Genomic DNA, 17703 nt, shown 5'->3' on the forward strand with positions numbered 1-17703 from the left:
ATTTACGTAATCGAATTATTATAACTTCGCGACTATTTGCCTCAACAACAAAAAAAGAGATTAAACAACCTAAGGTTGCTTAATCTCAATATTAGGACTCATCAGTCCGATTTGACGTAGAGCCTTAAAAACAACCGCCTAATACGTAGTTATCACAACTACCCATTAGGCGGTTTAAATTTGCCATTAATTAAATTAAGAATGAAACTCAACATGATGAAATTCATATTGAAATACTATAAGTTACTCAGTCACTTTACTTTCATCCACACGTTTAGAAATCTTACGCATTACTGGATCTAGCACTGGTTTTCCTAATACACCTGCTATAAAGAAACCTAATCCGAATAATGCTAAAATAATAAGTTTCGTAATTAGAATCTCAGGTACAATACCACCTACTGTTTCACGTAATGAATCAATCACGTGCGTAAACGGTAAGTATGGCGAAATCGTTTGGAAGAACTTAGGCATTGTCACTACTGGGAATGTACCGCCACCCCCTGCAATTTGTAATACCAACATAACAATCGCAATCGCTTTACCTGGATTACCAAGCAATGATACGCAGGTATAAACAATCGTATTAAAGACAATTGCTCCAAACAATGCTACTAGAATAAACAAGACTGGCGATTCTACTTGTGCTCTCAAGATTAATAAATCGCCTACTACTACAGTGAAGGTTTGAAGTAAGCCCATTGTTATAAAGAATGCACCTTTACCTAAATAAATTTGTCGTGTTGTTAACTCATCTCTCAAACTTTCATGTTTGTTATCAACAGATAATAAGCTCACTGATAACAATGCCCCCACCCATATTGATAATGATGTATAGAATGGCGTCATGCCTGAACCATAATCTTTAACTGGGAAGACGTCCACTTGTTTCTTGTCAATTGGGTTAGCAATAACATCTGCTTGTTTTTTTAAGTCATTTTTCAGAGCATCAATGACTTTATCGACTGCATCATCTTTGTCTAATTTCTTAAAGATGTTATTTGCTTTGTCTAAATCTTTTTCAATATCGGGCAATCTGTTTTGCGCAAAGTTTGCCAAGTTCGCTAATGCTTCTTTCGCACGAGGCTGATTCTCATCTAATAAATTAACCGCATTGTCATATTTATTAAATAATGTCGGCAAATTAGCATTAACCGTTGCTGTAGCATTGGCTAAGCGTTGTTCTAATTCAGGTAAATCATTGCGTACAAAGTCTGCTGCTTTCGCCACATTTTGCTTCACAGTTGGGAAGTAAGCTTGTGCAGTTTGCATTGCATTGATATACGCTTGCTCTAATGCTGGTAATTCACTTTGAATGGTAGCCACACGTCCTTGGCCTTCTAATACAATTTGTTGTCCAGCAGCAATCACTTGGTTGATTGTATTTAATCTAGATTGGACGTTTGATAACGTATTCTGACCTTCATTCAATTGTTGCGTAATGTCGTTAGATAATATTAATAAACGGTTATTTAAATCTTGTTTTAAAAAGTCACGATACTGGCCTAATCCTGTGTTTAAATCTGGTAAGCCACGTAGGACATTAACCGCTTCCGCTTTACCTGAACTGCCGTTGCCTAACGCATCGATAAGTTGATTAATAGAACGTACAGAACTATTGATACGGTTGTTTGCAATCTCAACTTCTTTGATTTCAGATGATAAATCTACATGTTCTTTGTTCTCTAGCTCTTTTAAAATGTCTACAAGTCGTTGGTTGTTTTTTGATTCATTTTCAAAGCGAGCCTTAATATTACGCAATGTGTCATTAAATTCGGTTGGTCGATTTGAACCAATGATGCCATAAACCACATTCTTCAAGGCTTTAATATCAGATTGAGTGGCTTTCGTTTGTGTGTCCGCATTATCAGATAAGGCCAATAATGCTTCAGCAAGTGCATTATTCATCGCTTTCACATCATCTTTAGACACAATTTGGCCTTTGTTTAAAGCGTCTTTATTATTATTGTTACTCAATGGTTGCACTTTATAAGCAGGCATGCCTGACGTACTTTGTTGACGTAAAGCATTGTTCGCTTGTCCATTAACTTCTTGGGCACGGCTTGCAGCTTCTTGATAATCGCCAACACGTTGTTGTGCCATCGTTAAATAACCTTGTGCGTCATTCAAGCGATTATTCGCTAAATCAAGCCCTTGACTCGCAATATCGACGCCCCTATTGAGACGTGGGAATTGAGCTGGAATATCGTTAGCAGCGACATTAAGCACGCGTTCAATATTAGGCATAAATTCATTTAATGCTAAAATGAGTTTCGCTTTCTCATTCAATGATGGAATCGCAGCGTTGACGTCATTCAATTTCTGTTGAGCATCTAAAATATCGCCTTTGTAATTACCTAATGAACGGAAACGATTGGCGTACGCATCCAATTGATCTTGGTGTTCATTCAGATAAACAATACGATCCGCAATTTTGTTCAATTGTGGTAATGATTGATGCGCAGCATAAACGGCATTTTTTATCTTGTTAATGGTTGGCACTTCATCTTCAAGTTGAATCCCTACTTTGTTGGCTTCTTGAAGAATCGCTTTCGTTACTGTCGAATTAAATTGTTTATTCGCTTCATCTACAATGACTGTTGACCCTGTATCTGTCATTTTTGGTGCTACAGCATTGATTTTCTGATTCACTTTATATTCTATATCTGCTTTTTGTGGTTTCTTTCTTAATGTACCGGTGATTTGATGAGAGAATTCTTTCGGTATGTATATGCCGGCATAGTATTTACCCATTTTGATTTCATGGTCTGCCTTTTCCCGGCTTACGAATTGCCAGTCAAATTTCTTATTCTTCTTCAATGTATCGACTAGCGTATCCCCGACATTAATTTTTTTGCCTCGGACTTCGTCACCTTGGTCTTCATTGACAACCGCTACTTTTACATGGTCTGTATTACTATACGGATCCCACATCGCCCAAAGGTTGAACCAAGCGTAAAATGACGGCAAGATAGCTAAACCTAGGAGAATTACCCAAACGGCAGGGGTTTTCGCCACACGCTTCAAGTCCGTTTTATATAATTTTAGTGCGTTTTTCATTGTCACACTCCTACGAATGAAATATTAAAATTTGATATCAAATTTAAGTTAACCGTTGTTTTTTTATTTATAGAGTTAGTATAATACTTTTATTAAGCAAAGTAATAATTAGTTGATAAGTGTTAACTATTTTTTCTAATTAGCATTATAACAAATAATTAATTATTCGCATACTAGTAGGAGGAAAAGCAAGCAATGTCGAAACAGAAATTAATGGTCTATTTATTAACTACTACCCTCGTCTTTCCTACCTTTACGACGAGTCTTGCACACGCCGAAGACACGACTGACGAAAGCGAAGCGTCATCATCACGTGCTCACAGTAATGAAGATGCTCCATCAACCGAAGAAGATAAAACTCAAGAAGATACTGACACCAAAGATGAAAACAATGATGATTCAACTACCTCACAAGAAGAATCAGTGAGTACAGAAGAAGATAATTCAGAAGAAACATCAGCTTCTCATAAAGAAACTGCACATAAAGAATCTACTAACGATAAAACAACTAAAAAAGATAAGACAACGCGTTCAAATCGTCAGCAAACGAATCAATCATCATCTCGTGATAATGCGTTTTATCATACGCCACTAGCATCATTTTTTGATATTCCGAATTTAACTGGTAATCATTCTTCTCATTTCTTAGACCCTAACGTATTTGATAATGGTTTCAGTTTAACGAATTTAATCGCTTCATTATTTAACTTTGATAGCGATATTTCTGATTATGAACACGTTGAGAATTCTAAAGAGATTTCTGGCAATGCTTCTTCAGAAAATCATTCTAATACTAATGACTCAAATCAAAGCGCATCAACATCTCAATCAAGCTCAATACACAGTGAAAATAGTACACAAACTGACGATGCTACATCTGAACAGTCAGGCTCAACTGAGATGCCACAACACGAAAAAGAATCAGATAATACAGGAGCGACTGCAAGTTCAAATGAAAGTAAAGATGATGCAAGCATTAGTAAAGCATTAGACGCGATTGATGACTTAGTGACAGATGCGACTGATACTCAAAATAGTACAGACTCAAATCAAAGTAGTAATGAAACTACCTCTAATGAAGACAGTCATTCTTCTAGTGAGCAACCATCTTCACATGCATCATCTCAATCTGATAGCGAGTCTAAAGGGGACAGCTTTTCAGATTCGGTATTAGATTCAGTACTTGATCAATATAGTGAAGATGCCACTAAAACACATAAAGATTATGAGTCTTCTAAAGCAAGCGGAAAAACATCTGTGAATAAAGACAAACCGTCAACATCTGTTAACACGCAATTACCTACTAAAGAAGAACTGGCACATAAAGCAGCACCAGTTCAATCATTCGAAGATGCTATTAAACGAAATAACACGCGTGCAACTAGTTTATTCCAAATGTTGCCACAACTGAACCGTAACAGTATTAGCGATGGCAATATAGCAGTAGTTGAAAGCAAAGATACACGCGATTTCATCAAATCTATCGCAAAAGATGCGCATCAAATCGGTCAAGACCAAGATATTTATGCGTCAGTCATGATTGCACAAGCGATTCTAGAATCAAGTTCAGGACAAAGTGCCCTTGCACAAGCGCCAAATTATAATTTATTCGGTATCAAAGGCGCTTATCAAGGACAAACTGTCAACTTTAACACACTCGAAGCTGGCAACGATAATGCTATGTTTAATATTATGGCTGGTTTCAGAAAATACCCTAACACTAAAGCGTCATTAGAAGATTACGCTAGTTTAATCAAACACGGCATTGATGGTAACCCTAGCATTTATAAAGGAACATGGAAATCTGAAGCGCCTACTTATCGTTCAGCGACAAGCCATTTAAGTAGAACATATGCGACAGATCCAAATTATGCGATGAAATTAAATAGTCTGATTCAACATTACAATTTAACAGCTTTCGATAAAAAATCGATGCCAGATTTAGATAAATACGCTAAATCCACTTCAAGTGGTCAAAATGTTTCAGGCGGAGACTTTAAACCATTCGCCATCACAGATGGTGCAACACCTTATCCTCAAGGCCAATGTACTTGGTATGTATATGAGCGTGTGCAACAATTTGGTAAGCATGTAAGCGGTAATTGGGGCGACGCGCATCACTGGGATAATCGCGCTGAGCGTGATAGTTATCGTGTGACAGGTACTCCGAAAGTACACACGGTGGCTGTATTTGAGAGAGGACAAGCGGGTGCAGATTCAACGTATGGTCATGTTGCTTTTGTTGAAAAGGTTAACGAGGATGGTTCGATTATTGTGTCTGAATCCAACGTTAAAGGGTTAGGTATTGTGTCATATCGTATGATTGATGCGGACACTGCACAAGCATTGTATTATATTGAACCGAAGTAATTCGTTTTTTGAATGGTTCTAAAATGAATGCTCATTTCACTTAAGTTGAGACGCTTGCCTAGGGTATAGTTTCAGCCAGAAATTCCTCACAGATAAATCTGTGGCATTTCTAAGGTCTTCAACTTGTACTGTTCCCTCAGGCGTCGCTCAACTACGTCCATTATTCATTTTAGAACCATCTATCTAACTAAGTACTTTAGTATATAAATTCATTTATATTTAGCATACCTACCTTACTTTCGCTGTTTTAGACGTACTTAGGTAGTGTGTGTTATATATTTTCATATTAAAAAAGGTGGGGCACTCGAAGTGCGCCACCTTTTCATTTTCAAAAATTAAGAATAGATTAATACTTGTGTGATGAGCATGCCGCCACCAAAGATAAAGACGAAAGCTACAATTGGCCAAACGAATTTCAACCAGTGTGAATATTTCATATCTAACATTTGTAGTGTCGCCATGATTAAGCCGGTTGGTGCTAAGAATAACATCGCATATTGTCCGAATTGGTAGGCTGTTACGATGACAAATCTTGGGATGCCGACTGTGTCCGCAAGTGGTGCAAAAATAGGCATCGATAACACGGCTAGACCTGATGATGACGGAATGATGAAGCCTAAGAAGAAGAAAATAATTAATAAAATGACGATGAAGATAGGCCCGCTAACACCTTGCACAAGTGAAGATGAGAAGTTTAAGATTGTGTCTGAAATCAAGCCTTCATTCATAATCATATTGATACCACGTGCTAAGCCAATAATCAGTGATACCCCTACTAAGCTAGATGCCCCATTTACAAACGCATCTACTACTGCTTTTTCACCTATACCATTTTTACCTAACGCTACGATAAGCATGATAACAATGGTGAACGCTAAGAACATTGAAGCCATGATTGGGAACCACCAACCTTGTGTCATAACGCCCCAAACCATAATTGGAAACGGTAAGAGAAATAAGATTAATATGATTTTTTTACGGAAAGTAAAGACGCTTTCTTCACTATCATTTTTAATAACTGACCATTGTTTTTCAAATTTTGCTTTATCTTCATACGTATAAGACAGTTTTGGGTCTTTTTTAATACGTTTTGCGTACCATGCTAAATAACCTAATGTGAAGATAGTCGCAATAATTAAACCGCCAATTCTCCAATATAGTCCATCGACAAACGTTGTACCTGCAGCATTTGAAGCGATAACTACTGAGAATGGATTAACTGTTGAAAACGTACTACCTACAGAACTTGCCAGAAAGATTGAACCCACACATATGATGGAGTCATAACCCATAGCTATGAAGATGGGTACAAGCACTGGATAGAATGCGACCGCTTCTTCTTCAATTCCGCAAAGTGTACCACCTAAAACCATTAATACTGAAACCATAAAGACGAGCAAGAATTCATGTCCTTTCGTCTTTTTCGTTAGTGCTAGAAGTCCTGATTCAAATGAACCACTAGTCTGTACGACACCTATTAAGCCCCCTAGCACTAGAATAAACACCATGACATCTACCGCTTCTATCGTTCCGTTGACCATACTTGTTGTAATTTGATCTGGCCCTGCAGGATGTTGCTCTAAACGTTCATACGTCCCCGGGATAGAAATGGGTTTATTAATCGCCCCAGATTTAAATTGATCGACGTCTATTTTAACGCCCAATTTATCTAATTGTTCTTGTGTACCGTCGACAGTTTTTGTTTGATTATGCGCATTTACAATTTTGAATTCTTGCGCACTTGAATCATAAGATAATTTAGAATATGCCCCTGCCGGTATAACCCACGTCGCTATGACGGCAATGACAGTTAATATAAATAGAATAGTAAATGCGCCTGGCATACTTAATTTGAAACGTTTCTTTCTTTTTTTAGATTGCGTATCTGAAATATCGTTAGCGTGTGTCATGTATTTCAACTCCTTTGTATATATTTATAGTTAAGACATGCGTCACACTTTCTATTTTTGAAAATGATTATCTTATATTTGTGAAAATTTTATCAATCTTTATCAACTTAAGTTTATGTCTAATGCAAGTTACATTCAATATAATTACAAATTAAAGTATAAACATTTGAAATACCGTCATACTTCCTTCACATAACTTTACGAATAATCTTTTGAAAATAGCTTGCTATTTCTACGTAATTGTGTAAACGCTTACTATACTGATGTTGCCCTTTTCAAAAAATAAAAAGAGTAGATAATTAAGTTGTTGAATACTTTAAATTATCCACTCTCATATAAGCTATTTAATTATCGGAATGACGATGTTTACGACGTCCTAACCATACGAATACGCCGCCTGCCGCTGCGATTACCAATGTGATAGGTAACCACGATTTCTTAAGCGTTTCACCGGTTGCTGGCAATGAGAAGTTGCCATCATCGTCGAATAACCCGCTTAGTAATCCACTATCATTATCCAAATTACCAAGTGACAAGCCTTGTACAGGGTTCGGAATATCATCTATACCATCAAGTAAGCTACCGCCTGAATTTAAGTTACTTAATAGACCGCCGTTAGATAAACCTCCTAATAGACCTGAACCTAAATCTAAACCGCCGCTATTGTGCATATTGCCATTAATACGATCAAGTAGTGTAGGACGATCTTTTATTGGAGATAAAATGTAATCTAATTTATTTTTAGATTGATTTAATTTATTTTGCAATTGTAATAAGTCATTCGCTTTGCCATTTAGCGCACTTTTGATTAAATCAAGTGTATCTGCTTTTGAAGTTTGTACTTTTGAAATAATATCAGCTAACGCGTGTGCTTTAGCTTGATTTAACTTCGTAGCTAAAATCGTTTCAATGGCTTGTTTCTGATTAGTGCTTTTATCTAAGATGTCTTTTAAAATATCATCTGCCGTATTTGAAGCTTGTGCTTTAAACTCTTGTTTTAAGCGTTCAACAAGCTCAGAATTTGATAAGTTTTCATTCATTAAACGTTTCGCTATGCTTGATGCTTCATTATTACCTAAACGTGTTGATAATAATGTCTTAATTAATTGCTCCTTGTTTGGTGCCTGATCAAACATTGATTTTAAAATGTCATCACTTGATGTTGTAGTTAAACCATCAAGTTGTTTCATAATTTGATCTGTAATTTGTTTGTCTGATTTACCAGTGATATTGATGTGTTTTAAAATGTCTTGCGTTTCATTTTTACTGAAGACACTACCAAGAATTTGTTTAACTGCCTCTTGTTTATCAGAAGTACTATTCAATTGCTTAAGAATGAGATGACGATTGTCTTTGACTTTATTACGTACTGAAGCAATATCTTTTTCAATATTTTGACGTTGTTGTTCCGATAAACCTTGATTTTGATTTACTTGATCGCGTAATTCTCTTAATTGCTCAAGTTTACGATCTGTATAACGGTGACTTGTATCATCATGTTGTTTTTCTATTTTTGAAATTGTTTGATCAATTTTTTCTTTATCAGATAATTTATCTTTTAAAGCGTCAAAGTGTCTATTTATTGTAGAATCAGTATCCACGCTTTGTCCTTGATGGTATTCATTATTATTTTTTCCCATATGTTCAATACCACTTAATAGGCCTTCACCAGAATCTTCACTACTTCCTACTTCCTCTGTAGAAGGTACTTCAGTTGTGTTCTCTTCAGTTGAAGGTTGAGTTTCTTGGGTTGTTTGTTCTTTAGTATTATCGTCTTCCGCTTTGTTATCTTTATATGTGTTTACATCATTTTTGGCTTTATTTAAGTCATCTAAAATTGAAGTGCTATGTTTGTCGGTATTATTAGTTTCTTCACTAGATGGCGTTTCCATTGTATGTTGTTCTTCAGAATTTGTATCATCTTTAGTTTGTTGTTGAGTTGATGCTTCTTCGCTTGTTTCAGGTTCGCCATTTTGTTGACCTCTATCAACCTTTTTAGAAAGTGCGTCTAAATCAGCCATGATTTTATCTAATTCTGCTGATGTACTATCTTTAGAACTCTCATTTGTAGTTGTATGCGTTTCTTCAGTAGAAGTCTCTTCATCGTCTGAACGAGCAATTGTTTTCTCTTCTGCCGTTACATTAGACTCTTCACGCGCATCTTTTAAGATATCATCAATTTCAGATTGGTCTTTCGCATCATCTAAATCATCTTTATAACTCTTAATTTCTGCTTTATCTAAATGTTTTAAACGATTGATTTCAGTTTTCGCTTTTGCAATCGCAGACTTTAATCTAGGTTGCGCTGTCGTTGTTTCAGTTGAAGCTTCAGTTACCTCATCTTTCGTTTGCGCAAATGCGTCTTTTGTAAAGCCATAACCAACTAATGAGCCACTTAATAACAACGCTGAACATGACACTTTTAAGTACGAACTTAGTTTAGAAATTTGCGTATTCTTCTTCACTCATGTCACCCTTTATCATTAATATACCCCTACATTATATAACAATTTATTGTAAACTTATACCTCTTATTTTTGAAAATTAAGGGAACTTATCTATATTTTGGATTTACAAAAATTTATAGTTTGATACGTCTACTATTCACTTTCTTATTATCTGTTACTTTTACAGAATATTGATATGCATTAGTTAAGTCAATTAATGATAAATACTTATCATGTCCTGCACCAGTATCGATATCTAAAATATTTTTCTTCTTATAAAGTTCATCATTTTTCAATCCAAAACGATAATTCGGCACATGACCGTGAATTAAAAACTTATGTTTAGGCACATTACGATTTAACTCGTGATTATAGTAACCTGTCGTATATTCTTTAATCTGTTTACTTAACGGCTTATTTGTATCAATACCTGCATGCGCAAATATATAATCATCTATCATTTCAATCGTAGATAAACTATTTAAAAATTTGTGCCAGCGTTTAATCTTTTTATCTTTACTCGCTAACCAACGAATCTCATGGTTACCCGCCAAAGCAAGTGCGCCTTTACGTTTCAAACGTTTCACTAACTTAAGCGTACCAAACGAATCAGGACCATTATTAACATAATCTCCCATCAACACAAGTTGATCTTTTCTATAATTATATTTTACTGCCTTTAAGAGAGTTACCAGCGCCTTCCGATGTCCATGAATATCAGAAACCACAAGTATCCTTTCAACCATTCCAATCTCTCCTTACATTCCAACCTTTTATACATTTACTTTTATTATAAAGACCACAGTTTAACTAACTTTAAACAAAATATTAACGTACTCTCAAAATTAACGCTTTACTATTATAAGTAGTATAGAAAAAATTTATATATTTTGGGGACTAAATTTATGAACACGAAACAAATGCTCATTTTTAAACACTTTGTCGAGTTACAAAATGAAAATGCAGTAGCTGAAAAACTTGGGATAACTCAGCCAACTGTTACATTTCATTTAAAGAATTTGAACAAAGAATTTGGCTTACCTTTATATTTTAAAAAGGGTAAACATTTTAATTTAACAGAAGCTGGGGAATTGTTATATCGTAACGCCAATAAAATGTTAAATTTAATACAAGAAACAACCGATATGATGGAAGACTTTAAACAATCGAAACGTGGAACCTTGCGTATTGGCGCAAGTCATGCCCCAATTTACAGTATTTTACCATCTGCTTTTAAAAACTACATGCATGATCATCCTGATATCGACATCGCACTTACGGTAGATACGGCACCTTGTATCATTGAAAAGGTAAAAAATAGAAAAGTAGATATCGCTATTATTTCTGAAAAAGGGTTTAATGAAGATGAACTACAAGCCAAACGTCTACAAGAAAATCCTCTCGTCCTAGCTATGGATAAACGTCATCCACTTGCACAAAAAGATCAAATTTCTTTAGAAGATGTACAAAAGTATCGTTTTATTATTCATAGTAGTGGTTCAACACGAGAAAGTATTGATGAATGGCGTAAAAATAATTTCGTTAATCTAGACATACATATGGAGTCCAATAGCATTAGCAGTATTTTAACGACAATCAAAGATTCAAATTATTTAAGTCTTGTCAGTCAAAGCGCCCTCTTCCATCATCCAAGTATTATTGGTAAAACACTACCTGATGGGCCATCACCTAGTTATATCTCATTGTTATATCGTAATGATAGACATCTTACATCAATCATTCAAGACTTCGTCACACTCATTTATAATACAAATGAAGTTTGATAATCTATATAACCGTTTTTACAATTATATAATTACATCATTCATTAGAAGTGGAAGTGAAATCTATTTTGTTTAATAGATTTCATTAATCCGCTTCTTTTTATCTTTTTGACAGAATAAACAATATAATCACAGATTTTCTCTTTAGTAAATTTATGTAATGTTAATATTTTATAAATTTTATTAATAAAATAACCTTAAAATTATACCAATTTTACAATATATTAATATTTCCCTATAAAAAATAGTTCTTTAGATAATATAATAAGGATGAAAGCGGTACAAAAAATAATGATGTATATTTTTAGCATATGGATTAAGGAGGCCAGGTTGATGCTCATTTTTTCAATCATCTTATTACTTATCGGCATAGCATTAATCGCCACCAGTAGATTTGTTGCCTATAAACGCGATATTGATTTACGAGAAAAAATATATATTCCGGGGGTATTAATTTTTCTAATCGGTGCATTGTGTCTTATTGGCAGTTGGGTAAACTAATTAACCTTATACATAAACAACATTCTCAGGTACATATTATATGTTACCTGTTTTTTTATGCTCTCAGTTACTTATCCTCCGACATTTTGTAAAAAATGTCGCTTTTTTCAACACCATTAAATTTTTAATGGTACCCATCACCTTTATATCTTGTTACATTAACTTTTGTAATATGAATCTAAGCGCCTTTTATTGAGAAATATACTAATCAACAAAAGCTCATAATTAGTTATTGCATTATTCCAGACTTAGATCATCAAATTTTTAAAAAATAGGAGGAAACACATTGGCAAAGCTATTATATAAACTTGGAACATTTATAGCTAAAAACAAATGGCTTAGTGTCATTGGTTGGCTTGTCATCTTAGGTGTCATCATTACACCACTTGCGCTTAACTCGCCTAAATTTGATGACGACATTACAATGAACGGTTTAAAGTCACTTGATACAAACGACAAAATCAGTAAAGAATTTCATCAAGACAGTGAAAAAGCCTCGATGAAAATCGTCTTCCATTCTAATAGAGAAGACGGTTTGAAAGATAAAGATACACAGAAAGATATTGAAGATGCATTAGACAACATCAAACAAAAAGATGATTACATCCAAAATATTTCAAATCCATATGACAGTGGACAAGTCAATAAAGATGGCGACACAGCTATCGCAAATATTAGTTATGTTGTTAAACAAACAAATATGCAAGATTCATCTAAGAAAGTGATCGATAAAGAATTACAAGACGTAAAAGATAACCACAATATTCAAATAGAAAAGACACAGGGTGGTTCAATGGGTAATGAACCTGGAGGCTCATCTGAAATAGTAGGTATCGTAGTCGCTTTCATCATTCTACTTATTACCTTTGGTTCACTTATTGCCGCTGGTATGCCAATCATTAGTGCGATAATCGGCCTAGGCTCAAGTGTGGGTATCATTGCCTTATTAACATTTGTCTTCGATATTCCAAACTTTACGCTAACGCTAGCTGTAATGATTGGTTTAGCGGTAGGTATAGACTACTCATTATTCATCTTATTTAGATATAAGGAACTTAAAAAACAAGGCGTCGATACAATAGAAGCTATCGGTAAAGCTGTTGGAACTGCTGGTAGTGCCGTTATCTTCGCAGGTCTCACAGTAATGATGGCCGTTTGTGGACTTTCATTAGTAGGTATTGATTTCTTAGCTGTAATGGGATTTGCCTCAGCAATCAGTGTATTATTTGCTGTATTAGCAGCACTAACGTTATTACCAGCATTGATTAGCATTTTCCATAAAAGTATTAAAATTAAAAATAAATCAACTAAAAGTAAAGACCCTAAAAATCACCCATGGGCTAAATTTATTGTAGGTAAACCGATCATAGCAGTCATCATTAGTTTAGTTATCCTCATACTAGCAGCCATTCCTGTAAGTGGTATGCGCTTAGGTATTCCAGATGATGGCATGAAACCTAATGATACTTCAGAACATAAAGCGTACGAACTTATCTCAGATAACTTTGGAGAAGGTTATAACGGCCAAATCGTCATGTTAGTTAACACTAAAGATGGCGGTAGCAAAAAAGATATTCAACGCGACTTAAGCAACATGCGTGATGACTTAAAAGATCTTGATAACGTAGATACTGTGTCTCAAGCAAGACTTAACGACAATAACCATTACGCATTGTTTACAATTATTCCTGAAAAAGGACCAAACGCTAAATCAACTGAAGACTTAGTTTACGATTTACGCGATTACCATAGCCAAGCTCAAGACAAATATCATTTCGACACAGAAATCTCAGGACAAAGTGTCATCAATATTGATATGTCTGAAAAACTTAATAACGCTATCCCAGTATTCGCAGGCGTTATCGTAGTCCTTGCATTCTTACTATTAATGGTAGTATTCCGTTCAATCCTTGTACCACTTAAAGCAGTACTTGGCTTCATCCTATCATTAATGGCAACACTCGGATTCACAACGCTTGTCGTACAAGACGGCTTCTTAGGCGGCCTATTCGGCGTAGAAAACACAGGACCATTATTAGCATTCTTACCAGTTATCACAATCGGCCTCCTATTCGGATTAGCCATCGATTACGAACTCTTCTTAATGACACGCGTTCACGAAGAATACAGTAAAACTGGTGACAACGACCACTCAATTCGCGTAGGTATCAAAGAAAGCGGACCAGTTATCGTAGCCGCTGCACTCATCATGTTCAGCGTATTCATTGCCTTCGTCTTCCAAGATGACACAATGATAAAATCAATGGGTATCTCACTTGCATTCGGTGTCCTATTCGACGCATTCATCGTCCGCATGACACTCATCCCTGCCCTAACGAAACTCTTCGGCAACGCATCATGGTACCTACCTAAATGGCTAGGCGCCGTCCTACCAAAAATCGACGTCGAAGGTAAAGCACTAGAAAGCGATGATCATCATCATCAAACTTCTTCTGCTTCTGAAAAAGGCCAAGAAGACACACGCTACAGAGAATTCGCTAGCCCAGACAAAGACACTCATCATAAACAAGATGACACACGTAGCTACAGAAACCATGACAATAATCAACCTCATGAACACTACAACAACGAAGATTACAATCATTCTGTAAGCCTAAATCATCACGAAAACGAATCAAGTCACCATTATGATAAGCAACACGTAGATACACAATCGCACTCAAACTTTGATACAACTACAAACCTTTATAAAGATTTAACAGATAACAATGTTGATCAAGATGTACTATTTAAAGCGTTAATGTTATACGCTCGTGAAAATAACAAAGGCGTATATGACAGATACAATAGTCAGCCAAATCACCGTCATGATGACGAACATAGAAATTAAAAATTAAAAGGAGGAAACGCGTTATGTTCAAACATCGTAGTTCGAAATTTCTAGGACTACTAGCCACAATTGCCTTAGCCATCGTGCTAAGTGCATGTGGTAATGGTGGTAGCAGGTCATCAGACGATGGCAAAACAACTTTAGGCAAAAAAGAAATTGAAATTCCTTACATCGCCAGCGATAACTCGACACCACGTTCTTTAGTCATCGCTGAAGTATTAAAAAAAGCAGGATATGATGTAACAACAACACCTGTCCCAGCAAGTGGCCCATTATATGCTGACGTTTCAGCTAATCATGACTCTTTCCACGCGTCAGGTATCTTCCCAGATACAGATAAAAGCTATTATGATAAGTATAAAGATAAACTTACTTTATATGATGACAAAAACTTTATTGATGACGTTAAAGTAGGACTCGCTGTACCTAAATATGAACAAGATATTGATTCAATTAGTGATTTAAAAGACAACAAAGATTTCGGTAAATCTGTAGACTGGACTATTCAAGGTACAGATGCTAGAAATGGTGTAATGAAACAAACAAAAGACGAACTTGATAAAAACGACTTAGAAAATTACAGCTTAAAAGAAAGCTCAGACCAAGCGCAGTTTAAGAAAATTCAAGGCGTATTCAAACAACAACAACCGATTATCTTTACTGCAATGGAACCTAATTGGTTCTCTAAAGAATTAGATGTCAAAATGTTAAAAGATCCTGATAAAATTTACGGTAGTGATCATGAACATATTAATTTAGTATTTAATAACAACTTCAAAGATCAACACCCTGCTGCTTACAAGATTGCAACACGTATGGCAGATGACTGGAGTAAAAAAGATGAAGAGAAGCTCGCTAAAAAAATCTTTGTCGATAATAAAAATCCAGAACAAGTTGCGAAAGATTACGTAGATGATAATGACAATAAAGTGGATGATTGGTTAAAAGATGTAGATACTGAATAATCTACAGAGATTTAAAGGTATCAAGATGAAAATTTTATAAGGAGTATGCTTATTTTTATAGCATGAGGAGGCTATTTACATCTCTAAGATGTGGGTAGTCTCTTTATTTTCTCTACATAAATATAAACGAGTGGCATGCGGAGATTACTTCTTTAAAATTTAAATTTTTCATGTAATTAAAGTATTGGTCCTAATTGCAATATCCCTATATCGAGAAGTTATGTTTGGAATTATAAAAGGTATTGTGATAAATTACTCTTATTACGTCAGGCTATCTGGCTATATTAAAGACATAGGAGAATCAGATTATGCCGACAGCTAATCAAAAACGAATGATTAAACATATTCATGAAACAGTTTTTACATTATTAAATGATTATCATTTTGATGAAATAACTGTTCAAAAGATATGTGAAACTGCCGAAATCAACCGTAGTACCTTTTATCGTTACTTCCAAGATAAATACGATATACTTTATTCCTTACCAGATTTTATCACTCAAAAGATTGTCAATGATGATACAGGTCTTTCGTCGCCTGAGTCATTTCAAGATTTCATCTATTATATCGGCAAACATAAAAAACTGTTCAAGCATCTCTTAGTTTCTTCCCGACAAGTAGATGTCTTTCGCAATCTGACTAATGTGAGTCGAGAAATGATTCTTAATAATGCTAAAAACCAACAAGATCCCTTAGCAGTTAAAATTCAACAAAGTAAACATCCTGAAATTGTATCTGATTTCTTTAGTAGTGGCGTTATCGAAGTCTTAAGACGTTGGGTAGAAAATGACTACAATTATAGCGTCGATGAAGTATTCGAAACGTTAAATAGTTTATTAGAAACATCATTAATTTGTTATAAAGATTAAAAAGCATTCTCACTCGAAATCAAGTGAGAATGCTTTTTTGTTATTTCCGTTTTCTAGATCCTATACTCTTATAAATCATAAAACCAGCGTTGATTACTATTAAGATGGCTATAACGGCTAACACCCAAGTAGGCCAATTCATAATATTATACATAACTAATAATATCATCAATATAAGATTCAACACGTTCAATGCCATCATTTGTTTATCCATTAAAAATCACCTCTGTACTACATTATCCCCCATAAATTTAAAATAATAATTTCTTCACTTCTTGAGCTACTTTAGCTGGTGATTGTGGATTTTGTCCTGTTACGATACGTTCATCCACTAATACATAAGGTGTAAAAGGTAGACGCCTAAATGAATACTTAGCGTCACGTTTTTTAATTTCATTTTGTAAGTGGAAAGGTACTAAAGTGTCACGGTTGGCTAATACTTCTTCTATATTTGAGAAACCTGTAATGTGTTTATCTGCAATTAAGTAATTTCCATTTTCTGCTTTGGCGTTAAGAAGCGCTGCGGCACCATGACACACTGAGGAAACGATGCCTCCCTTTTGGTAAATCGTTTCAATAGCGTGCTGTATCTCGTTATTTTCCGGGAAATCATACATAACGCCATGTCCGCCTGTAAAATAAATAGCATCGTAATCTTCGGGATTAGCTTCTGTTATAGGTTGTGCGTATTTCAATTTATTCATAAATTCGGCATCTTTATAGTAAGATTTCGTGGTTTTATCTAACATTAATGGGGAAAGGCTCACGGGATCGATTGGTGTATTGCCTCCAGTGATGTTAAAAATATCTAGTATTACGTCTTCATCTTTAAGTTCATTATAAAAATGAACAAGTTCACTTAACCATAGGCCTGTTGGTTTCTCATGTTCTCCAAAATAATCTGTACTTGTATTTACAATTATTATTTTTTTCACGTTATTCACCG

Annotated in this window: 11 protein-coding genes; 6 read left to right on the forward strand and 5 right to left on the reverse strand. The window is 35.1% G+C overall.

Annotated elements, in window-relative coordinates:
- Window positions 1-243 precede the first annotated feature (243 nt).
- Window positions 244-3060, reverse strand: coding sequence for a YhgE/Pip domain-containing protein (locus E2558_RS11825; RefSeq protein ID WP_135789036.1), 2817 nt, complete (start codon window positions 3058-3060; stop codon window positions 244-246).
- Between the two features lie 195 nt (window positions 3061-3255).
- Between E2558_RS11825 and E2558_RS11830 the strand changes: the two genes are divergently transcribed.
- On the forward strand, window positions 3256-5430 hold the full coding sequence (locus tag E2558_RS11830; RefSeq protein ID WP_126565446.1) for an amidase domain-containing protein: 2175 nt from the start codon (window positions 3256-3258) through the stop codon (window positions 5428-5430).
- Between the two features lie 335 nt (window positions 5431-5765).
- Here E2558_RS11830 and E2558_RS11835 read toward each other — a convergent pair whose 3' ends face one another.
- From E2558_RS11835 to E2558_RS11845, 3 genes are all read right to left on the reverse strand, one after another.
- On the reverse strand, window positions 5766-7340 hold the full coding sequence (locus E2558_RS11835; RefSeq protein ID WP_126565445.1) for a YfcC family protein: 1575 nt from the start codon (window positions 7338-7340) through the stop codon (window positions 5766-5768).
- Between the two features lie 344 nt (window positions 7341-7684).
- On the reverse strand, window positions 7685-9805 hold the full coding sequence (locus E2558_RS11840; RefSeq protein ID WP_126565444.1) for a GA module-containing protein: 2121 nt from the start codon (window positions 9803-9805) through the stop codon (window positions 7685-7687).
- Between the two features lie 116 nt (window positions 9806-9921).
- Window positions 9922-10533 (reverse strand): metallophosphoesterase, encoded by a 612-nt coding sequence (locus tag E2558_RS11845; protein ID WP_126565443.1) that lies wholly within the window; start codon window positions 10531-10533, stop codon window positions 9922-9924.
- Between the two features lie 159 nt (window positions 10534-10692).
- Here E2558_RS11845 and E2558_RS11850 point away from each other — a divergent pair, with 159 nt between their 5' ends.
- From E2558_RS11850 to E2558_RS11865, 5 genes are all read left to right on the forward strand, one after another.
- Window positions 10693-11571 carry a LysR family transcriptional regulator gene (locus tag E2558_RS11850; protein WP_126565442.1) on the forward strand — a complete coding sequence of 293 codons (879 nt, stop codon included), beginning with the start codon at window positions 10693-10695 and terminating at the stop codon, window positions 11569-11571.
- 333 nt (window positions 11572-11904) lie between these two features.
- On the forward strand, window positions 11905-12072 hold the full coding sequence (locus tag E2558_RS12405; protein ID WP_168210257.1) for a hypothetical protein: 168 nt from the start codon (window positions 11905-11907) through the stop codon (window positions 12070-12072).
- A gap of 286 nt (window positions 12073-12358) precedes the next feature.
- Complete coding sequence (locus E2558_RS11855; protein ID WP_126565441.1) at window positions 12359-14923, forward strand: MMPL family transporter; 2565 nt, start codon at window positions 12359-12361, stop codon at window positions 14921-14923.
- Between the two features lie 23 nt (window positions 14924-14946).
- A complete protein-coding gene (locus E2558_RS11860) occupies window positions 14947-15888 on the forward strand; it encodes a glycine betaine ABC transporter substrate-binding protein (protein ID WP_126565440.1) in 942 nt (313 codons plus the stop codon).
- A 308-nt stretch (window positions 15889-16196) separates the two neighbouring features.
- Entirely contained in the window at window positions 16197-16757 is a 561-nt protein-coding gene (locus tag E2558_RS11865; protein ID WP_126565439.1) for a TetR/AcrR family transcriptional regulator, read from the forward strand.
- 251 nt (window positions 16758-17008) lie between these two features.
- On the opposite strand, the gene E2558_RS11870 is transcribed toward E2558_RS11865, so the two are convergent.
- Window positions 17009-17692, reverse strand: a complete 684-nt coding sequence (locus tag E2558_RS11870) for a type 1 glutamine amidotransferase domain-containing protein (RefSeq protein ID WP_126565438.1) — start codon at window positions 17690-17692, stop codon at window positions 17009-17011.
- Window positions 17693-17703: the final 11 nt, after the last annotated feature.

Origin of the sequence: Staphylococcus pragensis, from assembly GCF_004785665.1 — a bacterium.
GTDB lineage: Bacteria > Bacillota > Bacilli > Staphylococcales > Staphylococcaceae > Staphylococcus > Staphylococcus pragensis.